The following is a 24,350-nucleotide window of genomic DNA, read 5'->3' on the forward strand; positions in this document are numbered from 1 at the left end:
CTTACATACGCTCCAGAGTTTCCAGACCCAAGAGTTCCAGGCCTTGCTTGAGAGTGCGGCCGGTCAGTGCAGCAAGGCGCAGACGGCTCTGCATTTGCGCCGGGGTGTCGGCGCCGAGGATCGGGCAATTCTCGTAGAAACTGGAGAACAGGCCGGCGACATCGTACAGGTAGGTGCAGAGAATGTGCGGCGTGCCTTTGTCGGACACGTTATTCAGAATTTCGCCGAACTGCGCCAGTTTCGCTGCCAGCTCATGTTCATGCGGCGCTTCGAGGACGATCTGCCCCTCGACTTCGCTGAAGTCCTTGCCGAGTTTGCGGAACACGCCGGCCACGCGGGTGTAGGCGTACAGCAGGTATGGCGCGGTGTTGCCTTCGAAGTTCAGCATCAGGTCGAAGTTGAAGCTGTAGTCGCTGGTGCGGTGCTTGGACAGGTCGGCGTACTTCACCGCGCCAATCCCCACGACCTTGGCGATGTTGCGCAACTCGTCTTCGGCCAACTCCGGGTTCTTCTCCTTCACCAGTGTGTAGGCGCGTTCCTGGGCTTCGGTCAGCAGATCGATCAGCTTCACGGTGCCGCCGTCACGGGTCTTGAACGGACGGCCGTCGGCGCCGTTCATGGTGCCGAAGCCCATGTGTTCCATTTCCATCGGATGGGTCACGAAACCGGCCAGGCGCGCGACCTGGAACACTTGCTGGAAGTGCAGGGCCTGGCGCTGGTCGACGAAGTACAGCGCGCGATCGGCTTTCAGCACGCCGCTGCGGTAGCGCACGGCCGCCAGGTCGGTGGTGGCGTAGAGGTAGCCGCCGTCGGCCTTGACGATGATCACCGGCAGCGGGTCGCCATCGGCGGTCTTGAACTCGTCGAGGAACACGCACTGGGCACCGTTGCTCTCGACCAGCATGCCTTTGGCCTTGAGGTCGTTGACCACGTTGATCAGGTCGTCGTTGTAGGCGCTTTCGCCCATTACGTCGGCCATGGTCAGTTTGACGTTCAGCAGTTCGTAGATTTTCTGGCAGTGGGACAGCGAGATGTCCTTGAACTTGGTCCACAGCGTCAGGCAGTCCGGGTCGCCGGCTTGCAACTTGACCACCAGGCCACGGGCACGGTCGGCGAACTCTTCGGATTCGTCGAAGCGCTGTTTGGCTGCGCGGTAGAAGTTTTCCAGGTCCGACAGCTCGTCGCTGGTGATCGGGTTTTCCTGCAGATAAGCCATCAGCATGCCGAACTGGGTGCCCCAGTCGCCAACGTGGTTCTGACGGATCACGGTGTCGCCGAGGAATTCCAGCACCCGGGCCACGCCATCGCCGATGATGGTCGAGCGCAAGTGGCCGACGTGCATCTCTTTGGCCAGGTTCGGTGCCGACAGGTCAACCACGGTGCGCTGCACCGGGCCGGCCTTGCGTACGCCGATGTGGTCGTCGGCCAGGGCCGCGTCCAGACGGGTCGCCAGGGCTTGAGTGTTCTGGAAGAAGTTCAGAAAACCTGGGCCGGCGATTTCGGCTTTGGAGACGTTTTCGTCAGCCGGCAGCGCGGCGATGATTTTCTCGGCCAGGTCACGAGGTTTCATGCCGGCCGGTTTGGCCAGCATCATCGCGATGTTGCTGGCGAAGTCGCCGTGAGTCTTGTCACGGGAGTTTTCCACCTGGATCGCCGGCGACAGGCCTTCAGGCAACACACCTTCGTTGACGAGTTGGGTGATGGCTTGTTGGATCAGCTGGCGAATGGTGTCTTTCATGGTCTTCTCTTTCGACCGCAGGCGCGGCGGCGCTTCGATGCGCTGGTGGAAAAACTGGGCATTATCCGTTGCGAAGACGGGCTTGCCAACTATAGCGGGCAGGTTATGGATATGTGGTGACAAATCGGCCGCCTTCGCGGGCAAGCCTCGCTCCTACAGAGGGAGTGTGCGGATCAGCAAGATCCATCGTAGGAGCGAGGCTTGCCCGCGAAGACGATCTCTCGATCAATACAAATCCACAGGGTCGACATCCAGAGACCACCGCACCGCCCGCCCACTCGGCATCTGCTCCAAAGCCAGCAACCAACAGCTCAGCAATCGATGCAGCGGCGCCCGGGCCGTGGCTTGCAGCAGCAACTGTGCGCGATAGCGCCCGGCCCGGCGCTCCATCGGCGCCGGCACCGGCCCCAGCAACTCGATACCGGTCAGATGCTGCTCGGCCAGAAGTCGCTCGGCCTCGCTGCACGCCTCGTCGAGGAACCCTTCGGCCTGCCCCGGTTTATGCGCTTCGGCCCGCAGCAGCGCGAGATGCGCAAACGGCGGCAACCCGGCGGAGCGGCGTTCGCTCAATGCCTGTTCGGCAAAGGCGAAATAGCCCTGTTCGGTCAGTTGCACCAGCAGCGGATGGTCCGCCAGGTGCGTCTGGATGATCACTTTGCCCGGCTCTTCGGCGCGGCCCGCGCGCCCGGCGACCTGGACGATCAACTGTGCCATGCGCTCGCTGGCGCGGAAGTCGCCGGAAAACAGTCCACCGTCGGCATCGAGAATCGACACCAAGGTCACGCGAGGAAAGTGGTGCCCTTTGGCAAGCATCTGCGTGCCGACCAGAATGCATGGCTGGCCTTTCTGGATGGTCGCGAACAACTGATTCATCGCGTCTTTGCGCGAAGTGCTGTCGCGGTCGACCCGCAGCACCGGGACGTCCGGGAATAGAATCCCCAGGCGTTCCTCGGCGCGCTCGGTACCGGCGCCCACAGGCCGCAAATCGACCTTGCCGCACTTTGGGCAATGCCGGGGCACGCGTTCGACGTAGCCACAATGGTGGCAGCGCAGTTCGCCCGAGCGCTGGTGCACGGTCATTCGTGCGTCGCAGCGCTGGCATTCAGACATCCAGCCGCAGTCATGGCATAGCAGCGTCGGGGCGAATCCTCGGCGGTTGAGGAACACCAGCACCTGCTGGCCGGCGGCGAGAGTCTGACCGATGGCTTGCTGCATCGGCCCGGAAATGCCGCTGTCCAGTGGACGACTTTTCACGTCCAGGCGCAGGAAACGTGGTTGCTTGGCGCCACCGGCCCGCTCATTCAGGCGCAGCAGGCCATAACGGCCGGTGTAGGCATTCTGCAGGCTTTCCAGTGACGGCGTGGCGGAACCGAGGACAATCGGAATGTTTTCCTGCCGGGCGCGAACCAGTGCCAGGTCGCGGGCGTGGTAGCGCAAGCCTTCCTGCTGTTTATAGGAGCCGTCGTGCTCTTCATCGATGATGATCAGGCCGGGGTTCTTCATTGGCGTGAACAGCGCCGAACGGGTGCCGATAATAATGTCGGCTTCGCCATCCCGTGCGGCCAGCCAGGCGTCCAGGCGCTCGCGGTCGTTGACGGCGGAATGGATCAGCGCGATGCGTGCATTGAAGCGCTGCTCGAAGCGCGCCAGGGTTTGCGGGCCGAGGTTGATCTCCGGGATCAGCACCAGGGCTTGCTTGCCGGCCTCGAGGGTTTCGCGGATCAGCTGTAAATAAACTTCGGTCTTGCCGCTGCCGGTGACGCCGGCCAGCAGGAACGCGTGATAACTGTCGAACCCGGCGCGAATCGCTTCATAAGCGGCGCGCTGCTCCGGGTTGAGCGGCAATTCCGGTTGCGCCAGCCAGTGTTCGTGGCGAGCGCCGGGCGCGTGCCTGCGGATGTCTACCTGCACCAGATCCTTGGCCAGCAACAGGTCGAGGCTGTCCTTGCTCAGCATCAGTTTGCTCAGCAACTGATGGGCGACGCCGTGGGGATGTTGAGCCAGGGTCGCCAGGGCTTCACGCTGCCGCGGGGCGCGGGCGATGCGCGGGTCATCGAGGCTGGCACCGGGCGCGGCGGACCAGAACCGCTCCTGACGGGCTTCGGCCAGTTCACCCTGGCGCAGCAACACCGGCAGCGCCCAGCTCAACGTGTCGCCGAGGCTGTGCTGGTAATACTGGGACGTCCACAGGCACAGCTTGAACAGCGCGGGCGGCAGCGGCGGTACGGCATCGAGCAGCGCCAGCGCCGGTTTGAGCTTTTCCGTCGGGACTTCGCTGTGGTCGGTGATCTCCACCAGAATCCCGATCATCTCCCGTCGACCGAACGGCACCCGCAAGCGCATGCCCGGGTGTAACTGGGCGCGCAGGACTCCGGCCGGCGCGCGATAGTCGAACAGGCGGCGCAGGGGCGAAGGCAGGGCGAGGCGCAGAATGGCGTTGGGCACGCGATTGTTTTCTCGATAGGGGAGCGATGACGAAGGCCGGGAGCCTAGCAGACGGTCGGTTTCAGTGACAGCTTGCGTGATCGGCATTGTCTGGTAGAATCCGCGGCCTAATTACGTGCGGTATTCAACAATAGTGTTGGGTGGCGGCACGCTAGCCTGAGGAAGACACCATGAAAGCTGATATCCATCCAGAATACCCAGCAGTTGCTGTTACCTGCAGCTGCGGCAACAAGTTCGAAACCCGTTCGACCTACGGCAAAGCCCTGGCGATCGACGTTTGCAACGAATGCCACCCGTTCTACACCGGTAAGCAAAAGACTCTGGACACTGGCGGCCGCGTTCAGCGTTTCGCAGACCGTTTCGGTGCTTTCGGCGCGAAAAAGGCCTAAGGCCGATCAACTTGGGAGGCCGTTACGGTTTTTCCATGCTGATGAAAAAGGCGTCCCTCGCGGGCGCCTTTTTTATGTCTGCGATTTGGCTTTCCGCTGCCCAGGCCTTCTGCCCGGCGCCGAGCGGGCTGACGCCAGTCGCGGTGCAGCGGGTGGTGGATGGCGACACCTTGCGCCTGAGCGACGGGCGCAGTGTGCGCATGATCGGTTTGAACACGCCGGAGCTGGGCAAGCAGGGTCGTCCGACGAGCCGTTCGCCGTGGCCGCGCGCAAACGCCTGGAAGCCCTGGTGGCCGCCAGCGACGGACGGGTCGGTTTGCTGCCGGGTAAAGAAGGCAAGGACCATTACGGCCGCACCCTGGCCCATGTCTACAGCCTCGATGGCGCCAACCTCGAAGCGCAGATGCTGGCTGAAGGTCTCGGTTTTCAGGTCGCTGTAGCGCCGAACGTCGATTTGGTCGGCTGCCAGCAGGCGGCGGAACGCAGTGCTCGTCAGGCCGGCCTCGGGCTGTGGCGACAGTCACCTGTACTGAAAGCGGAGCAGATCAACGCGTCCGGCTTCGCCGTGCTCAGTGGCCGTGTGAGCAAGGTTCAGCGCAATCGTGGCGGAGTTTGGATCGAGTTGCAGGATTCAGTTGTATTGCGGGTTGCACCCAATATGTTGGGCCAGTTCGATGGCGCATCGCTTGAAAGGCTCATAGGCAAGCAAATCGAGGCTCGTGGCTGGGTCGTGGATCGTTCGCGCCGTGGCGGGCTGAAGCCCGGACAGGCGCGCTGGCTGTTGCCGCTGACCGATCCGGCGATGTTGCAGGTCGCACCGTAATAAAAAATTGTAGACATTTACTCTGTCGATTGTGAACAGTCTATCCCTTGTGTTCCGTGGCTCTTGGCCCAAAGTCGTAGGGCAGGGCGCTTGACAGGGGTGACTGGTCAGTCTTGTGGGGACTTTGCGACACGCGTATCCTCGGCGGTCCGTCTGTCCAACAGTAAAAAGCGGAATGCCCACATGTCTGATTTGAAAACTGCCGCTCTCGAATATCACGCCAATCCTCGTCCAGGGAAGCTGAGTGTCGAGCTCACCAAGGCCACTGCTACCGCCCGCGATCTGTCGCTGGCCTACAGCCCCGGCGTAGCCGAACCAGTACGCGAAATCGCCCGCGATCCTGAACTGGCCTACAAATACACCGGCAAAGGCAACCTGGTTGCAGTCATTTCCGATGGCACCGCGATTCTGGGCCTGGGTAACCTCGGTCCATTGGCTTCCAAGCCGGTGATGGAAGGTAAAGGTGTTCTGTTCAAGCGCTTCGCCGGCATCGACGTGTTCGACATCGAAGTCGACTCCGAAAGCCCGCAAGCCTTCATCGACACCGTCAAGCGCATCTCCATCACCTTCGGTGGCATCAACCTGGAAGACATCAAGGCACCTGAATGCTTTGAGATCGAACGCGCTCTGATCGAGCAGTGCGACATTCCGGTATTCCACGATGACCAGCACGGTACCGCGATCGTGACCGCTGCCGGCATGATCAACGCCCTGGAAATCGCCGGTAAAACCCTGCCAGAAGCCAAGATCGTCTGCCTGGGCGCCGGTGCTGCCGCCATCTCCTGCATGAAATTGCTGGTGAGCATGGGCGCCAACATCGAAAACATCTACATGGTTGACCGTACCGGTGTGATCCACTCCGGCCGTGACGACCTGAACCAGTACAAGGCTGTGTTCGCTCACGCGACCGACAAGCGCACCCTGGCTGACGCGCTGGAAGGCGCTGACGTGTTCGTTGGCCTGTCCGGTCCGAACCTGCTGAGCGCTGAAGGCCTGAAGTCCATGGCGGCCAACCCGATCGTGTTCGCGTGCTCGAACCCGGATCCGGAAATCTCCCCGGAGCTGGCACACGCCACTCGCAACGACGTGATCATGGCCACCGGCCGTTCGGACTACCCGAACCAGGTCAACAACGTACTGGGCTTCCCGTTCATCTTCCGTGGTGCCCTGGACGTTCGCGCCAAGCGCATCAACGAAGAAATGAAAGTGGCTGCCGCCAACGCCCTGCGTGAACTGGCCAAGCTGCCAGTGCCTCAGGAAGTGTGCGACGCCTACGGCGGCATCAAGCTGGAATTCGGTCGTGAGTACATCATCCCGAAACCAATGGATGCCCGTCTGATCACCGTGATCTCCGATGCCGTGGCCAAGGCTGCGATCGAGACAGGTGTGGCGACCCTGCCGTATCCGAAGAACTACCCGCTGAAAAGCGTGGATGATGTGTTCAATGGCTAAGCTGTTGTAGCGCTTCAACCAAAGGCCCCGGCTCATTCTGAGTCGGGGCTTTTTTGTATCTGAGGGGTTTGTATTGATCGTTCCCACGCTCTGCGTGGGAATGCCTCAAGGGACGCTCTGCGTTCCAGTTCCCGAAAGGGACGCGGAGCGTCCCGGGCTGCATTCCCACGCAAAGCGTGGGAACGATCAACCGCAGGCAATAAAAAGCCCCGCACTTCTTTCGAAGGCGGGGCTTTTTGGTGTTGCAGCGATCAGAACAAATCGATCGGCGCCGCCTCGTCTGCTGGCAGCGGGCTGCCCGGTACGTTGCCGTTACCCAGCTCATTCACCGACGGCGGCGTATCTTCGGCCTTGAACAGCTCGAAGTAGGCACCTGGCGTGCTTGGGGTGGCTGCACGACCGCTGACTGGGTCGACCCGCAGGCTAAGGATGCCTTCAGGTTCCGGCTGGGTATGGGCTGGCTTGCCTTTGAGGGCGGCGCCCATGTAGTTCATCCAGATCGGCAGGGCGACGGTGCCGCCGAACTCGCGTTTGCCGAGGCTTTCCGGTTGGTCGAAGCCGGTCCAGACGGTGGTCACGTAATCGGCGTTGTAGCCGGAGAACCAGGCGTCCTTGGATTCGTTGGTGGTGCCGGTCTTGCCTGCAATGTCACTGCGGCCCAAGGCCAGCGCGCGACGGCCGGTACCGAGTTTGATCACGTCCTCAAGCATGCTGTTGAGGATGTAGGTGGTACGACCATCGATGATACGTTCGGCCACCGCTGGCGCTTGTGACACTGGCTGGGCGCCCGGCGCTTCGCCTGGGATGGCGTTGACCGTGAAGGTATTGGTGGCCGGCACGGCAATACCGTCGCTGACTACGTTGCCTTTCGGAACGCTCGGCGGGTTGGCAACGAACAGCGTGTCGCCGTTGCGGCTTTCGATCTTGTCGATGATGTACGGGGAAATCTTGTAGCCGCCGTTGGCGAAGGTGCTCCAGCCGGTGGCGATTTCCATTGGTGTCAGGGTCGCGGTGCCGAGTGCCAGGGACAGGTTGCGTGGCAGGTCCTGCTTGTTGAAGCCGAACTTGCTGATGTAGTCGATGGTGCGGTCGACGCCTAGCGCTTGCAGCAGGCGGATCGATACCAGGTTGCGCGACTTGTAGAGCGCTTCGCGCATGCGGATCGGGCCGAGGAAGGTGTTGGTGTCGTTCTTCGGGCGCCAGACCTTGTCCAGGTACTCGTCGACGAACACGATCGGTGCGTCGTTCACCAGGCTGGCGGCGGTGTAGCCGTTGTCCAGGGCGGCGCTATAGACGAATGGCTTGAAGCTCGAACCCGGCTGACGCTTGGCCTGCATGGCGCGGTTGTAGTTGCTCTGCTCGAAGGCAAAACCGCCGACCAGCGAACGAATGGCACCGTTCTGTGGATCGAGGGAAACCAGTGCGCCCTGGGCCTGTGGAATCTGGCTGAATTTGAGCGAATTGTCTGGCTGGCGTTGTACGCGAATCAGATCGCCGACCTGTGCGACATCCGACGGCTGCTTCGGATTGGCGCCCATGCTGTTGGTGTTCAGGAACGGACGGGCCCACTTCATGGTGTCCCAGGCAACGTGTTCTTCGCCGGTGCGGGTCAGCACTTGCACGCCGTTCTTGTCGACCTGGGTCACGATCGCCGGTTCCAGGCTGCTGATGGTCCGCTGCTTGGTCAGCTCCAGGGTCCAGGCCTCTCGGGTTTTACCCGGCAGGCGTGACTCGGGGCCGCGATAACCGTGGCGTTGATCGTAGGTCATCAAGCCTTCGTGAACCGCGCTATTGGCCATTTCCTGCAAATCGCTCGGCACCGTAGTGGTGACGCGGAAACCTTCGGTGTACGCATCGCTGCCATAGCGACCGACCATTTCGGCGCGGGCCATTTCGGCGACGTACGGTGCGTTCACTTCCGGGGTCGGCACATGGTAACTGGCGTTCAGCGGTTCGTTGATCGCTGCGCTGTAGTCGGCTTCGGTGATCTTGCCGAGCTTGTGCATGCGCCCCAGGATCCAGTCGCGACGCTCCTTGCTGCGCGCCGGGTTGGCCAGCGGGTTGAAGCGCGACGGGGCTTTTGGCAGACCGGCGATCATCGCCATCTGCGCCAGGCTGACATCACGAATCGACTTGCCGTAATAGACCTGCGCCGCCGCCTCGATGCCGTAGGCACGGTTGCCCAGATAGATCTTGTTGACGTACAGCTCGAGGATCTCGTCCTTGGTCAGCTGCCGTTCGATCTGCAGGGCCAGGAGGATTTCGGTGGTCTTGCGCGAGAAGCTGCGTTCGCTGCTCAGGAAGAAGTTCTTCGCCACCTGCATGGTGATGGTGCTGCCGCCGGACTGAATGTGTCCGCTCTTTACCAGCTGGGTGGCGGCACGCATCAGGCTGCTGGGATCGACGCCGTAGTGATTGGCGAAATTGTCGTCTTCAGCACTTAGTAACGCATTAATGAAATTGGGGGGAATGTCGGCGAAACGGATCGGCGTACGGCGCATTTCGCCAAACTCTGCGATCAACTTGTTGTCGCTGCTGTACACCCGCAAAGGAATCTGCAACTGAATACTTCTCAGAGCCTCCACAGATGGCAATCCAGGGCTAAGGTAAAGAAAAGCGCCGCTCAGACCCAGGAGCAGTCCGCAGAAAACGGCGACGATGGACCAACCGAAAAATTTCAGCAGACGAATCAAGGCTTTTGGATATCCAGGGCAAAGAATGAATTAGGCATCAGGGTTCAAGCTATAAAGAGAATGACCCGCGCTTGCAGTGAAAGCGGAAAAAACGCTCGGCATTATAAGCATTTTTCCGCGGGGAGCGTCATTTGCGCTTCTGTCAAGACGGGGGGTATTGAACGCAATGGATATTACAGAGTCCGTAACTCACGGATAGTCATAGGGAATTGGTAGTGTTAGGACTCTTCAATAAAAAAACCAATGCGCTTCTGGGGATCGACATCAGCTCTACGTCGGTGAAGCTGTTGGAGTTAAGCCGTCAAGGCGACCGTTATCGGGTCGAGGCCTATGCGGTCGAGCCACTGCCCGCCAGTGCCGTGGTCGAAAAAAATATCGCCGAGCTCGAAGGCGTGGGGCAGGCCCTTGCGCGCGTGCTGCTCAAGGCCAAAACCAGCCAGAGGAACGTCGCGGTGGCAGTCGCCGGTTCGGCGGTGATCACCAAGACCATCGAGATGGACGCTGGTCTTTCCGACGACGAGATGGAAAACCAGCTGAAGATCGAGGCCGATCAGTACATCCCGTATCCGCTGGATGAAGTGGCGATCGACTTCGAAGTGCAAGGCGCGTCGGTGCGCAACCCCGAGCGGGTCAATGTACTGCTGGCCGCCTGTCGGAAGGAAAACGTCGAGGTTCGTGAAGCGGCCCTGGCTCTGGCCGGGCTGACCGCGCGAGTGGTCGATGTCGAAGCCTATGCCCTGGAGCGATCGTTCGGCCTGCTGGCAACCCAGCTGGCCGCCTCTCAGGAGCATCTGACCGTGGCGGTGGTCGATATCGGCGCCACCATGACCACCCTGAGCGTGTTGAACAATGGGCGGATCATCTACACCCGCGAACAATTGTTCGGCGGCCGACAACTGACGGAAGAAATCCAGCGCCGTTATGGCCTGACGGTCGAGCAGGCAGGGTTGGCGAAGAAACAGGGCGGTTTGCCGGACGATTACGTCAGTGAGGTCTTGCAGCCGTTTCGTGATGCGTTGGTGCAACAAGTATCGCGCTCATTGCAGTTTTTCTTTGCCTCCGGCCAATACAGCTCGGTTGATCACATTCTCCTGGCCGGCGGCACTGCCTCGGTCCCGGGGCTGGACCGGTTGATCGAGCAGCGTCTGGGGACGCCGACGCAGGTCGCCAATCCATTCTCCGACATGACCCTGAGCAACAGGGTCAACGCCAGTGCCCTGGCGAGCGATGCACCGGCACTGATGATCGCCTGCGGGCTGGCCCTCAGGAGTTTCGACTGATGGCGCGGATCAATCTTTTACCCTGGCGTGAAGAGTTACGCGAAGCGCGTCGCAAACGCTTTTTGCTGGCGTTGGTCGGTGTGCTGGCAGGGTCGGTGGGGGCGTTGCTGATCACGGACCAGGTCATTAACGGCGCCATTGATCGACAAGTCGCGCGTAACGATTACATCGCCAAGCAGATTGCCGTGGTCGACGAACGGATCAAACAGATCAGCGACCTGAAGGCTCGTCGCCAGCAACTCGTCGAGCGCATGCGCATCATCCAAGACCTGCAAGGCAACCGTCCGATCAGCGGGAGAATTTTCGATCAGTTGGCGCGCACCTTGCCGGACGGCGTGTACTTCACCGAAGTGAAAATGGTCGGCAAGACCTTGTCCATCACCGGCGCGGCGGAGTCCAACAATCGTGTTTCGGATTTGATGCGCAATTTAGATGCATCCGACTGGTTCGATGCGCCCAATCTCACGGAAGTCAAAGCGACCACCGCCGGTCAGCTGGATCAGGCCAATATTTTTCAGCTGACCGTCCGTCAGACCCAGCCGGCAATTGTGGGGGTGGCTAAATGAGGCTGTCCGAATGGCTCGAAGGGTTGCGCCAGATCGACATCAACGATCTGGACACCAACAACATGGGTTCCTGGCCAAGGGCGATCAAGGTCCTGGCGAGTGTTCTGCTGATGGTGCTGGTGCTGGCCCTGGGCTACAGCTTCCTGATCAGCGACCTGCAAAGCCACCTCGAACTCAAGCGTGAGGAGGAGTCGACGCTCAAGGAGCAGTTCGCGACCAAAGCCCACATGGCGGCTAATCTGGAGCTGTATACCCAGCAGATGAAGGAAATGGAGAACTCCTTCGGCATGTTATTACGGCAACTGCCCAGCGACACCGAAGTGCCCGGTCTGTTGGAGGATATCACCCGCGCCGGCCTGGGCAGCGGCCTGGAGTTTGAAGAGATCAAGCTGCTGCCGGAGGTCACCCAGCAGTTCTACATCGAACTCCCTATCCAGATCACCGTCACCGGCGCTTATCACGACTTGGCCACGTTCGTCAGCGGAGTGGCGGGGTTGCCGCGGATCGTTACCCTGCATGATTTCGACCTGGTGCCGGCCAATCCCGAGGACGGTCCGAAATTGCGCATGAGCATCCTTGCCAAGACCTACCGCTACAACGACAAGGGGTTGCAGAAATGAGCCCGATTCGTTGCCTGTCGATGGTTATGTGCCTGATCGTCCTGGCCGGTTGCGGCGGTGACAATGGTTTCAGCGACATCGACGGCTACCTGAACGAAGTGCGCCTGCGTGCGCCCGGCAAGATTGAACCAACGCCGACATTCCAGTCTTATCCGACATTCACCTACAGCGCTGCCAGCCTGCGCAGCCCGTTCTCCCGCCAGGTCAGAGTCGATCTGGCCGGCCAGAAGCATGGCTCGCGTAACGTCAAGCCCGACCCCAACCGGGTCAAGCAGTACCTCGAAGGTTTCAACATCGAGCAATTTGAAATGGTCGGCACAATCTCTAATGCCTCCGGCTCCTTTGCGCTGCTGCGCGGGGCGGGCGGTGTGCATCGGCTGAAAGTCGGCGATTACCTGGGGCGCAACGATGGGCGGATCGTCGCCATCAGCGGTTCGCAAGTCGATGTGGTCGAAATCGTCCCCGATGGCGAAGGCGCCTGGCTGGAGCGGCCGCGGACCATCCCTTTGAAAGAGCACTCATAGTGGAACTCGAACAATGAACAGGATTTTCTCAACCTTCGGTATTTCGCTATGGATAGCGTTTCTGTCGCCGATGGTACAGGCGGCCAACCTCAAAGCGCTGGATGTCGCCGCGTTGCCCGGTGACCGTGTCGAACTGAAGTTGTCGTTCGACGGACCGCCGCCGCAGCCTCATGGCTATACGACTGAGCAGCCTGCGCGGATTGCGCTGGACTTGCCGGGGATTACCAGCCAGCTGGCGAGCAAGAGTCGAGACCTGGGCAGCGGCAATGCCCGCAGCGCCACGGTGGTGGAAGCCAAGGACCGCACACGGCTGATCATCAGTCTGACTCAGCTGACTCCGTATAACGCACGCGTCGAAGGCAACAACCTGTTCGTGGTCGTCGGGCAGGCGGCCGGTAACAAGGCGTCCAAACCGATTGCCAGCGCACCGCGCGCGGCCACTGCGGTACCCGCGCCCGCCAGAGCCAGTGCTCCCGTGGGCAAAGCCATTCGTGGCGTGGATTTCCAGCGTGGCACCCAGGGTGAAGGCAATGTGGTTATCGATTTGTCGGATCCGTCCATCGCTCCGGACATCCAGGAGCGGGATGGCAAGATCATCGTCGGCTTCACCAAGACTCAATTGCCTGAACGGTTGCGCGTACGCCTCGACGTCAAGGACTTCGCTACCCCGGTGCAGTTCGTCAACGCCAGCGCTACTGGCGACCGGGCCATCATCAGCATCGAGCCCAGCGGCGCCTTCGATTATTCGACCTATCAGACCGATAACAAACTGACCATCAGCATCCGGCCGATGACTGTCGATGACTTGCAGAAGCGCAACGCCGAACGTTTTGCCTACAGCGGCGAAAAGCTCTCGCTGAACTTCCAGGACATTGATGTGCGTTCGGTGCTGCAGCTGATCGCCGATTTTACCAACCTCAATCTGGTGGCCAGTGACACGGTGCAGGGCGGCATCACGTTGCGTCTGCAGAATGTGCCGTGGGATCAGGCGCTGGACCTGGTGCTGAAAACCAAAGGCCTGGATAAACGCAAGATCGGCAATGTTCTGTTGGTGGCGCCGGCCGATGAAATCGCCGCCCGGGAGCGTCAGGAGCTGGAGTCGCAGAAACAAATCGCCGAACTGGCGCCTCTGCGTCGCGAGCTGCTGCAGGTCAACTACGCCAAGGCCGCCGATATCGCCAAGCTGTTCCAGTCGGTGACCAGCGCCGAGGCGAAAGTCGACGAGCGCGGTTCAATCACTGTCGATGAGCGGACCAACAACATCATTGCCTACCAGACTCAGGACCGCCTCGACGAGCTGCGTCGCATCGTTGCGCAACTGGATATTCCGGTGCGTCAGGTGATGATCGAGGCGCGCATCGTCGAAGCCAACGTCGATTACGACAAAAGCCTTGGCGTGCGCTGGGGCGGTTCAGTGCAGAAGGGTAATTGGAACGGCTCCGGGGTCAACGGCTCTTCGACCACCGTCGGCACGCCGGGCAGCACCAGCACCAACTCGCCGTTCGTCGACCTTGGGACTTCCTCCAACACCTCGGGGATCGGTATCGCCTTCATTACCGACAATGTGCTGCTGGACCTTGAGCTGACGGCCATGGAGAAAACCGGCAACGGGGAAATCGTCTCGCAGCCCAAGGTGGTCACGTCTGACAAGGAAACCGCGAAAATCCTCAAGGGCACCGAAATTCCCTATCAGGAAGCCAGCTCCAGCGGCGCCACTTCGGTGTCGTTCAAGGAGGCCTCGCTGTCCCTGGAAGTGACGCCGCAGATCACTCCGGACAACCGCATCATCATGGAGGTCAAGGTCACCAAGGACGAACCGGACTACCTGAACAAAGTGCAGGATGTACCGCCGATCAAGAAAAACGAGGTCAACGCCAAGGTATTGGTCAACGACGGCGAGACCATCGTGATTGGTGGGGTTTTCTCAAATACTCAGAGCAAGGTTGTAGATAAGGTGCCATTTCTCGGTGATGTGCCGTATCTTGGCCGCCTTTTCCGGCGTGACGTGGTTTCGGAGAAAAAATCCGAGCTGCTGGTATTTCTCACTCCGCGTATCATGAACAATCAGGCGATTGCTGTGAGTCATTGATTCTGTGCGAAATTTGATTCTTGTTGGACCGATGGGGGCTGGAAAAAGCACCATCGGCCGGTTGCTGGCCAAAGAGCTGCGCCTGCCGTTCAAAGATTCCGATAAGGAAATTGAATTGCGCACGGGCGCCAATATCCCGTGGATTTTCGATAAGGAAGGCGAACCGGGCTTTCGCGACCGCGAGCAGGCGATGATTGCCGAGCTGTGCGCGTCCGACGGCGTGGTGCTGGCGACCGGTGGTGGGGCAGTGATGCGCGAAGCCAATCGTCGGGCGCTGCACGCCGGTGGTCGGGTGGTCTATCTGCACGCCTCTGTCGAGCAGCAAGTGGGCCGAACGGCTCGCGATCGCAATCGGCCATTGTTGCGCACCGCCGATCCGGCCAAGACCCTGCGGGACTTGCTGGCGATCCGTGACCCGCTGTATCGGGAGATCGCCGACCTGGTGGTGGAAACCGATGAGCGGCCGCCGCGGATGGTGGTGCTCGATATTCTCGAACGCTTGCAGCAGCTGCCGCCCCGTTAATGCATGGGGCGAAATGCGCTATCCTCGGCGTCTTGTCGCAGCCGCTCAAGGTTGTGGCGGATGGCTACCGGACGGCGTCACACCAGCAGACGCCATGGAATTCGTAAACTCAAGGCAGGACGCCTGATTCCATCTTCACTGTGGGGACACATGCAGACACTCAAGGTCGATCTAGGCGAGCGCAGCTACCCGATTCATATTGGCGAAGGTTTGTTGGATAGGCCTGAGCTGCTGGCCCCGCATATTCGCGGGCGGCAGGTGGCGATCATCTCCAACGAGACCGTCGCGCCGCTCTACCTCGAGCGTCTGACCCGCAGTCTGGCGCAGTTCTCGGTCATTTCCGTGGTGTTGCCCGACGGCGAAGCCTTCAAGACCTGGGAAACCCTGCAACTGATTTTCGATGGCCTGCTGACCGCTCGGCACGACCGTCGCACCACGGTGATTGCCCTTGGTGGCGGCGTGATCGGTGACATGGCCGGCTTTGCGGCGGCCTGCTACCAGCGCGGCGTCGATTTCATTCAGGTGCCGACCACGTTGCTGTCGCAAGTCGATTCTTCGGTGGGCGGCAAGACCGGGATCAATCATCCGCTGGGCAAGAACATGGTCGGCGCCTTCTATCAGCCCAACGTGGTGCTGATCGATACCGCCACCCTCAACACCCTGCCGGCCCGCGAACTGTCTGCCGGGCTTGCGGAAGTCATCAAGTACGGGCTCATCTGCGACGAACCGTTCCTGACCTGGCTCGAAGAAAATGTCGATCGCCTGCGCGCCCTGGACCAGACCGCCCTGACTTACGCCATCGAACGTTCCTGCGCGGCCAAGGCTGCAGTAGTGGGTGCCGACGAGAAAGAGACCGGCGTGCGTGCCACGTTGAACCTGGGCCATACCTTTGGCCACGCGATCGAAACCCATATGGGCTATGGTGTCTGGTTGCATGGTGAAGCGGTCGCTGCTGGCACCGTGATGGCTCTGGAAATGTCCGCGCGTCTGGGCTGGATCAGTGAAGAAGAGCGTGATCGCGGTATTCGCCTGTTCCAGCGCGCCGGCCTGCCGGTCATCCCGCCGGAAGAGATGACCGAAGCCGATTTTCTCGAACACATGGCAATTGACAAGAAAGTGATCGACGGTCGTTTGCGCCTGGTGCTGCTGCGCCACATGGGCGAAGCAGTGGTGACCGACGATTATCCGAAAGAGGTTTTACAGGCCACGCTGGGAGCGGATTACCGCGCCCTGGCTCAGCTTAAAGGTTAATAAGATCCCGATGACTAGTTTGCATGCCGACGAGGCTTTCCTCGGCCATTACCAGTTAAGTCATGACCCTTTCGCTCCACGGGTGCCTGGCTTCAAATTCTTCCCGGCCCAGCGCAAGCCGGTGCTGGGCCAGTTGCATCACCTGGCTCGCTACAGCCAGTTGCTGCTGGTGGTTACCGGCCCGCAAGGCAGCGGCAAAACCCTGTTGCGTCAGGCCCTGGTAGCCAGCACCAACAAACAGTCAGTGCAGAGCGTGGTGGTTTCCGCCCGTGGCGCCGGCGATGCCGCTGGCGTGCTGAATCAAGTGGCTCAGGCGCTGGACGTTGCGCAGGCCGAGATCGGTGCGATCTTGGCTCAAGTGGTGCAGCTTGCGCTCACGGGGCAGGAAGTCTATTTGCTGGTGGATGACGCCGAGCAACTCGACGAGTCTGCACTGGAGGCCTTGCTGGCCCTGGCTGCCGGCGCGCCGGAAGGTCGTCCGCACGTATTCCTGTTCGGCGAGTCCTCGCTGATTGCTCAACTTGATGCGCTGAGCCTCGAGGAAGAGCGTTTTCACGTCATCGAATTGCAGCCCTACACCGAAGAAGAAACCCGCGAATATCTGGATCAGCGTCTCGAAGGTGCTGGCCGGGGAATCGAACTTTTCACCGCGGATCAGATCTCTGATATTCACGAAAGCTCCGACGGTTGGCCTGGCAACATCAACCAGGTCGCCCGCGATGCAATGATCGAAGCCATGATTGCCAGCCGCTCAGCGGTCAAGCGTCCAAGTATGGGGTTCAACATGCCGAAGAAACACGTATTGGCGATTTCCGCCGTCGTCGTGGTCGCGGTAGCTGCCGCCTGGTTGATGCCGGGTCGCAACAAAGCACCGACCACCGGCGCACCTGCCAACGAACAAGCGCAACTGCCGTTGGGTCAGGGCACGCCAAAACCTAACAGTGGCGGCGCTCCCGCTGTGGAATTCGCCGGTAACACGCAACCGATGCCATTACCGCTGGTCGGTAACTCGCAGCCGGTGATGCGTGGTCCGTTGGCCGAAGCGGCCGGAGGCATTACTGAAGGCGATGATGGCGTACCGGTCGAAGGCTCCAGCGCCACACCGCCGACCGTGACCACCACCGCGCCGCCGGCAGGTGTTCCAGCAGGGCCTACACCGACACCGGCCGCCAAACCGACGCCTGCGCCGACTCAGGTCGCGACTGCCAAGCCTGTCGCGCCTGTGGCCAAGCCAGCGCCAGCGCCTGCACCGGCTGCCAAACCGGCTCCAGCGCCCGCCAAGCCGGCCGTCGTGGCCAAACCCGCCGAGAAGCCAGCTACCGTGGCCAAAGCCGCTGGTGGCAGCTGGTACGCAGGCCAGGCGCCGGGCAGCTACGTAGTGCAGATCCTTGGCACCAGCTCCGAATCGACCGCGCAAAACTTCGTCAAGGAGCAGGGCGGCGAGTACCGTTATTTCAAGAAAGTGCTTAACGGCAAGCCGCTTTACGTCATCACCTACGGTAGCTTCGCCAACCGCGATGCAGCTGTTACTGCCATCAAGGCCTTGCCAGCGAAGGTTCAGGCTGGTAAACCTTGGCCTCGCACTGTCGCCAGCGTCCAACAGGAACTGGCAACAACTCGCTGAAGATTCGGCGGCCTTACCCAGGCCGCCTCTCCAAGCACCTCAAAATTTCTACAAGCGCATGCCGCCTCTACAGGCCGCGTGCCTTGTGGTGTCTGCGTCACAGTAGTCTTTGAGTCGCTGCGGTCAAAATTAAAAAAGTTTTGACTAGCACAGCATATCGCTTTAAACCTTTCACAAATGCGACATAGATTTGCGACATTTCGTCGTCAAATTTGTGGGCCTCTGTGTCGGTGTGTACAATGACCTCCCTTTTGCCCCGCAAAGCTGGCGTACGTTCGGCGTGGATGGTAACTGGTTGAATTGAAAAGAAATTTGCCTCGACAAGAGGCAGCCTGGTGAGAAAGTGTCTATGAAAGCAGGTCTGTACCAACCAGATGAATTCAAGGATAACTGCGGTTTTGGCCTGATAGCCCATATGCAGGGCGAGCCCAGTCATACCCTTTTGCAAACGGCCATTGAGGCCCTGACCTGCATGACCCACCGCGGTGGGATCAACGCCGACGGCAAGACCGGTGACGGTTGCGGTCTGCTGATTCAAAAGCCGGATGTGTTCCTGCGTGCCATCGCCCAGGAAACCTTCGGCGTCGAACTGCCCAAGCAATATGCCGTGGGCATGGTCTTCTTCAACCAGGATCCGGTCAAAGCCGAAGCCGCTCGCGAGAACATGAACCGCGAGATCCTGGCCGAAGGCCTGACCTTGGTCGGCTGGCGCAAAGTGCCGATCGACACCAGCGTCCTCGGCCGCCTGGCCCTCGAGCGCCTGCCGCTGATCGAGCAAGTGTTCGTCGGTGGTGAAGGCCTGAGCGATCAGGACATGGCGATCAAGCTGTTCAGCGCCCGTCGTCGTTCGTCCGTGGCCAACGCCGCCGATGTCGATCACTACATCTGCAGCTTTTCCCACAAGACCATTATTTACAAAGGCCTGATGATGCCGGCGGATTTGACCGCCTTCTATCCAGACCTGAGCGACCAGCGCCTGCAAACTTCGATCTGCGTGTTCCACCAGCGCTTTTCGACCAACACGCTGCCGAAATGGCCGCTGGCGCAGCCGTTCCGCTTCCTTGCCCACAACGGCGAAATCAACACCATCACCGGCAATCGCAACTGGGCGCAGGCCCGTCGCACCAAGTTCACCAATGATCTGATGGATCTGGATGAACTCGGCCCGCTGGTGAACCGTGTCGGTTCCGACTCCTCCAGCATGGACAACATGCTCGAGCTGATGGTCACCGGTGGCATCGACCTGTTCCGTGGCGTGCGGATGATCATTCCGCCTGCGTGGCAGAACGTCGAAACCATGGACCCGGATCTGCGTGCGTTCTACGAATACAACTCGATGCACATGGAACCGTGGGACGGTCCGGCCGGCGTGGTAATGACCGATGGTCGCTACGCGGTGTGCCTGCTCGACCGTAACGGCCTGCGTCCGGCGCGTTGGGTGACCACCAAGAACGGTTTCATCACCCTGGCCTCGGAAATCGGTGTCTGGAACTACCAGCCTGAAGACGTGATTGCCAAGGGGCGTGTCGGCCCGGGCCAGATCTTTGCCGTGGATACCGAAACCGGTCAGATCCTCGACACCGACGCTATCGACAACCGCTTGAAGTCCCGTCATCCGTACAAGCAATGGCTGCGCAAGAATGCCCTGCGCATTCAGGCGACCATGGAAGACAACGACCACGGTTCGGCGTTCTACGACGTCGATCAGCTCAAGCAGTACATGAAGATGTACCAGGTCACGTTCGAAGAGCGCGACCAGGTGCTGCGTCCGCTCGGCGAGCAAGGCTACGAAGCCGTCGGCTCGATGGGCGACGATACGCCGATGGCCGTGCTGTCCCAGCGCGTGCGTACGCCGTACGACTATTTCCGTCAGCAGTTCGCGCAGGTCACCAACCCGCCGATCGACCCGCTGCGCGAAGCCATCGTCATGTCGCTGGAAGTCTGCCTCGGTGCCGAGCGCAACATTTTCCAGGAGTCGCCGGAACACGCCTCGCGCGTGATCCTCAGCTCGCCGGTCATTTCTCCGGCCAAGTGGCGTTCGCTGATGAACCTCGATCGCCCAGGCTTCGAGCGTCAGATCATCGACCTCAACTACGACGAGAGCGTCGGCCTCGAAGCCGCGGTGCGCAATGTCGCCGATCAGGCTGAAGAAGCCGTTCGCGCCGGTCGCACCCAGGTCGTGCTGAGTGACCGTCACATTGCTCCGGGCAAGTTGCCGATCCACGCGTCGCTGGCGACCGGTGCCGTGCACCACCGCCTGACCGAAAAAGGCCTGCGTTGCGACTCCAACATCCTGGTGGAAACCGCGACCGCTCGCGATCCGCACCACTTTGCGGTGCTGATCGGTTTCGGCGCCTCGGCGGTCTACCCGTTCCTGGCCTACGAAGTGCTGGGCGACCTGATCCGCACCGGTGAAGTGCTGGGCGACCTCTATGAGGTGTTCAAGAACTACCGCAAAGGCATCACCAAAGGCCTGCTCAAGATCCTGTCGAAGATGGGCATCTCGACCATCACGTCGTACCGCGGTGCGCAGTTGTTCGAAGCCATCGGTCTGTCCGAAGAAGTCTGCGAACTGAGCTTCCGTGGTGTGCCAAGCCGCATCAAGGGTGCGCGTTTCGTCGACATCGAAGCCGAGCAGAAAGCCCTGGCGGTCGAAGCCTGGAGCCCGCGCAAGCCGATCCAGCAAGGCGGTCTGTTGAAGTTCGTCCACGGTGGCGAATATCACGCCTACAACCCGGACGTGGTCAACACCCTGCAAGCCGCTGTGCAGCAGGGCGACTACAGCAAGTTCAAGGAATACACGGCGCTGGTGGACAACCGTCCGGTGTCGATGATCCGCGATATGTTCAAGGTCAAGACCCTGGACACGCCGCTCGACATCAGCGAAGTCGAGCCTCTGGAATCGGTGCTCAAGCGCTTCGACTCCGCGGGTATCTCTTTGGGCGCCCTGTCGCCGGAAGCCCACGAAGCCCTGGCCGAAGCCATGAACCGCCTTGGCGCGCGTTCCAACTCCGGCGAAGGCGGCGAAGACCCGGCGCGCTACGGCACCATCAAGAGCTCGAAAATCAAGCAAGTCGCCACTGGCCGCTTCGGTGTGACCCCGGAATACCTGGTCAACGCCGAAGTGCTGCAGATCAAAGTCGCTCAGGGCGCCAAGCCCGGCGAAGGTGGTCAGCTGCCAGGTGGCAAGGTCAACGGTCTGATCGCCAAGCTGCGTTACGCAGTGCCGGGCGTGACCCTGATTTCGCCACCGCCGCACCACGACATCTATTCGATCGAAGACTTGTCGCAGCTGATTTTCGACCTGAAACAAGTCAACCCGAACGCGCTGGTTTCGGTGAAGCTGGTGGCAGAAGCAGGCGTTGGCACCATCGCGGCCGGTGTGGCCAAGGCCTACGCGGACTTGATCACCATCTCCGGCTACGACGGCGGCACCGGTGCATCGCCACTGACCTCGATCAAATACGCGGGCGCCCCGTGGGAACTCGGCCTGGCCGAAACCCACCAGACCCTGCGTGGCAACGACCTGCGTGGCAAAGTCCGGGTACAAACCGATGGCGGCCTGAAAACCGGCCTCGACGTGATCAAGGCCGCGATCCTCGGCGCTGAAAGCTTCGGCTTCGGCACCGCGCCAATGATCGCCCTGGGCTGCAAATACCTGCGCATCTGCCACCTGAACAACTGCGCCACCGGCGTCGCGACTCAGAACGAGAAGCTGCGCAAGGATCACTACATCGGGACCGTCGACATGGTGGTGAATTTCTTCACCTACGTCGCCGAAGAAACCCGTGAGTGGCTGGCCAAGCTGGGCGTGCGCTCCCTCGAAGAGCTGATCGGCCGTACCGATCTGCTGGAAGTCCTCGAAGGCCAGACCGCCAAGCAGAACCACCTGGACCTGACCCCGTTGCTCGGCAGCGATCACATCCCGGCAGACAAGCCTCAATTCTGCCAGGTCGACCGCAACCCGCCGTTCGACAAAGGCCTGCTGGCCGAGAAAATGGTCGACATGGCCACCTCGGCGATCAACGACCTGAGCGGTGCCGATTTCGCTCTGGATATCTGCAACTGCGACCGTTCCATCGGCGCGCGGATCTCCGGTGAAATCGCCCGCAAGCACGGCAATCAGGGCATGGTCAACGCGCCGATCACCTTCCGCTTCAAAGGCACGGCGGGTCAGAGCTTCGGCGTGTGGAACGCCGGTGGCCTGAACATGTACCTGGAAGGCGACGCCAACGACTACGTCGGCAAAGGCATGACCGGCGGCAAACTGGTCATCGTTCCGCCGAAAGGCAGCCTCTACAAGACTCAGGACAGTGCCATCATCGGCAACACCTGCCTGTACGGCGCCACCGGCGGCAAGCTGTTCGCCGCCGGCACCGCGGGCGAGCGTTTCGCGGTGCGTAACTCCGGTGCTCACACCGTGGTGGAAGGTACTGGCGATCACTGCTGCGAGTACATGACTGGTGGTTTCGTCTGCGTCTTGGGCAAGACCGGTTACAACTTCGGCTCAGGCATGACCGGCGGTTTCGCCTACGTGCTCGACCAGGACAACACCTTCGTTGACCGGGTCAACCACGAACTGGTGGAAATCCAGCGGATCAGCGGTGAGGCGATGGAAGCCTATCGCAGCCACTTGCAACGCGTGCTGAACGAATACGTCGAGGAAACCGACAGCGAGTGGGGTCGTAACCTCGCTGAAAACCTCGATGACTATCTGCGTCGTTTCTGGCTGGTCAAGCCCAAGGCTGCCAACCTGAAATCGTTGCTTTCCAGCACCCGTGCCAACCCGCAGTGATATGCGCCTGAAGAGTTTGATGAGGTTTTAACAATGGCTGAACGTCTGAATAACGACTTCCAGTTCATCGATGTCGGGCGCAAGGATCCGAAGAAGAAACTGTTGCGTCAACGCAAGAAAGAGTTCGTGGAAATCTACGAACCGTTCAAACCCCAGCAGTCGGCCGATCAGGCCCACCGCTGCCTGGGTTGCGGTAACCCGTATTGCGAATGGAAGTGCCCGGTGCACAACTTCATTCCCAACTGGCTCAAATTGGTGGCCGAGGGCAACATCCTCCAGGCCGCCGAGCTGTCGCACCAGACCAACACCTTGCCGGAAGTCTGCGGCCGGGTGTGTCCTCAGGATCGTCTGTGCGAGGGTGCCTGCACCCTCAACGACGGTTTTGGCGCGGTGACCATCGGTTCGGTCGAGAAGTACATCACCGACACCGCGTTCGCCATGGGCTGGCGCCCGGACATGTCCAAGGTCAAACCGACCGGCAAGCGTGTTGCGGTGATCGGTGCGGGCCCTGCGGGCCTGGGCTGTGCCGACGTGCTGGTGCGTGGCGGCGTGACGCCGGTGGTGTTCGACAAGAACCCGGAAATCGGCGGTCTGCTGACCTTCGGCATCCCCGAGTTCAAGCTGGAAAAGACTGTGCTGAGCAATCGCCGCGAAGTCTTCACCGGCATGGGCATCGAGTTCCGCCTGAACACCGAAGTGGGCAAGGACGTGACCATGGAACAACTGCTCGAAGAATTCGATGCGGTATTCATGGGCATGGGCACCTACACCTACATGAAGGGCGGCTTCGCCGGCGAGGACCTGCCGGGCGTGCACGACGCGCTGGACTTCCTGATCGCCAACGTCAACCGCAACCTGGGCTTTGAAAAGTCGCCGGAAGACTTCGTCGACATGAAAGGCAAGAAAGTGGTGGTGCTGGGCGGCGGCGACACGGCGATGGACTGCAACCGTACTTCGATACGTCAGGGTGCCAAGGCGGTGACCTGTGCCTATCGTCGTGACGAAGCGAACATGCCAGGCTCGCGCAAAGAGGTGAAGAATGCCAAGGAAGAAGGCGTGAAATTCCTCTACAACCGCCAACCGATCGCAATCGTCGGTGAAGACCGCGTCGAAGGCGTGAAGGTGGTCGAGACCCGTCTCGGCGAGCCGGATGCCCGTGGCCGTCGCAGCCCCGAGCCGATCCCGGGTTCCGAAGAGATCATCCCGGCCGACGCCGTGGTCATCGCGTTCGGTTTCCGTCCAAGCCCGGCGTCGTGGTTCGAGCAGTTCAGCATCCAGACCGACAGCCAGGGCCGCGTCGTGGCGCCGGAACAAGGCCAGTACAAGCACCAGACCAGCAACCCGAAAATCTTCGCCGGTGGCGACATGGTGCGCGGTTCCGACCTGGTGGTAACGGCGATCTTCGAAGGCCGCAATGCCGCTGAAGGGATCCTGGATTACCTGGGCGTTTAACCCTCCACTGATCGTTCCCACGCTCTGCGTGGGAACGATCTTTCGATGCCGAAACCGCGACAAATTGACCCGATAGACAAAAGGAT

General features: G+C 60.7%; 15 protein-coding genes and 1 pseudogene. 13 read left to right on the forward strand and 3 right to left on the reverse strand.

Annotation, left to right across the window (positions count from 1 at the left end):
* Window position 1: 1 nt before the first annotated feature.
* A complete protein-coding gene (gene argS / locus AC1RO5_RS16065) occupies window positions 2-1,738 on the reverse strand; it encodes an arginine--tRNA ligase (protein ID WP_493176162.1) in 1,737 nt (578 codons plus the stop codon).
* 225 nt (window positions 1,739-1,963) lie between these two features.
* Window positions 1,964-4,183, reverse strand: coding sequence for a primosomal protein N' (locus tag AC1RO5_RS16070; RefSeq protein WP_493176164.1), 2,220 nt, complete (start codon window positions 4,181-4,183; stop codon window positions 1,964-1,966).
* A 170-nt stretch (window positions 4,184-4,353) separates the two neighbouring features.
* Between AC1RO5_RS16070 and rpmE the strand changes: the two genes are divergently transcribed.
* The 3 genes and pseudogenes from rpmE to AC1RO5_RS16085 all read left to right on the forward strand — a co-directional run bounded on the left by rpmE (window position 4,354) and on the right by AC1RO5_RS16085 (window position 6,847).
* Window positions 4,354-4,572: a 50S ribosomal protein L31 gene (rpmE, locus tag AC1RO5_RS16075; RefSeq protein ID WP_018929146.1), complete on the forward strand. Its 219-nt coding sequence runs from the start codon at window positions 4,354-4,356 to the stop codon at window positions 4,570-4,572.
* Between the two features lie 35 nt (window positions 4,573-4,607).
* Window positions 4,608-5,395 (forward strand): annotated as a pseudogene (locus tag AC1RO5_RS16080) (thermonuclease family protein).
* A gap of 183 nt (window positions 5,396-5,578) precedes the next feature.
* Entirely contained in the window at window positions 5,579-6,847 is a 1,269-nt protein-coding gene (locus AC1RO5_RS16085; protein WP_204123936.1) for a malic enzyme-like NAD(P)-binding protein, read from the forward strand.
* 251 nt (window positions 6,848-7,098) lie between these two features.
* On the opposite strand, the gene AC1RO5_RS16090 is transcribed toward AC1RO5_RS16085, so the two are convergent.
* Window positions 7,099-9,540, reverse strand: a complete 2,442-nt coding sequence (locus AC1RO5_RS16090) for a penicillin-binding protein 1A (protein WP_493176166.1) — start codon at window positions 9,538-9,540, stop codon at window positions 7,099-7,101.
* A gap of 215 nt (window positions 9,541-9,755) precedes the next feature.
* On the opposite strand from AC1RO5_RS16090, the gene AC1RO5_RS16095 reads away from it, so the two are divergent.
* The 10 genes from AC1RO5_RS16095 (at window position 9,756) to AC1RO5_RS16140 (ending at window position 24,264) form a co-directional block, all read left to right on the forward strand.
* Entirely contained in the window at window positions 9,756-10,820 is a 1,065-nt protein-coding gene (locus AC1RO5_RS16095) for a pilus assembly protein PilM (RefSeq protein WP_493176167.1), read from the forward strand.
* Window positions 10,820-11,386: a PilN domain-containing protein gene (locus AC1RO5_RS16100; protein ID WP_493176169.1), complete on the forward strand. Its 567-nt coding sequence runs from the start codon at window positions 10,820-10,822 to the stop codon at window positions 11,384-11,386. The genes AC1RO5_RS16095 and AC1RO5_RS16100 overlap by 1 nt, the downstream gene beginning before the upstream one ends.
* Complete coding sequence (gene pilO, locus AC1RO5_RS16105; RefSeq protein WP_493176171.1) at window positions 11,383-12,006, forward strand: type 4a pilus biogenesis protein PilO; 624 nt, start codon at window positions 11,383-11,385, stop codon at window positions 12,004-12,006. The genes AC1RO5_RS16100 and pilO overlap by 4 nt, the downstream gene beginning before the upstream one ends.
* Window positions 12,003-12,530 (forward strand): pilus assembly protein PilP, encoded by a 528-nt coding sequence (locus AC1RO5_RS16110; protein ID WP_493176173.1) that lies wholly within the window; start codon window positions 12,003-12,005, stop codon window positions 12,528-12,530. The genes pilO and AC1RO5_RS16110 overlap by 4 nt, the downstream gene beginning before the upstream one ends.
* Window positions 12,531-12,543: 13 nt before the next feature.
* Window positions 12,544-14,619, forward strand: coding sequence for a type IV pilus secretin PilQ (locus AC1RO5_RS16115; protein WP_493176174.1), 2,076 nt, complete (start codon window positions 12,544-12,546; stop codon window positions 14,617-14,619).
* Between the two features lie 4 nt (window positions 14,620-14,623).
* Complete coding sequence (gene aroK, locus AC1RO5_RS16120; RefSeq protein ID WP_019581860.1) at window positions 14,624-15,142, forward strand: shikimate kinase AroK; 519 nt, start codon at window positions 14,624-14,626, stop codon at window positions 15,140-15,142.
* Between the two features lie 150 nt (window positions 15,143-15,292).
* Entirely contained in the window at window positions 15,293-16,393 is a 1,101-nt protein-coding gene (aroB, locus tag AC1RO5_RS16125) for a 3-dehydroquinate synthase (RefSeq protein ID WP_493176176.1), read from the forward strand.
* Between the two features lie 10 nt (window positions 16,394-16,403).
* Complete coding sequence (locus tag AC1RO5_RS16130; protein ID WP_493176178.1) at window positions 16,404-18,017, forward strand: AAA family ATPase; 1,614 nt, start codon at window positions 16,404-16,406, stop codon at window positions 18,015-18,017.
* Window positions 18,018-18,366: 349 nt separating this feature from the next.
* A complete protein-coding gene (gene gltB / locus AC1RO5_RS16135) occupies window positions 18,367-22,812 on the forward strand; it encodes a glutamate synthase large subunit (RefSeq protein ID WP_493176180.1) in 4,446 nt (1,481 codons plus the stop codon).
* Between the two features lie 33 nt (window positions 22,813-22,845).
* Window positions 22,846-24,264, forward strand: a complete 1,419-nt coding sequence (locus tag AC1RO5_RS16140; protein WP_007936832.1) for an FAD-dependent oxidoreductase — start codon at window positions 22,846-22,848, stop codon at window positions 24,262-24,264.
* The last annotated feature ends 86 nt before the right edge of the window (window positions 24,265-24,350 follow it).

The sequence above is a fragment of the Pseudomonas sp. GW822-FHT02G04 genome (assembly GCF_058802085.1).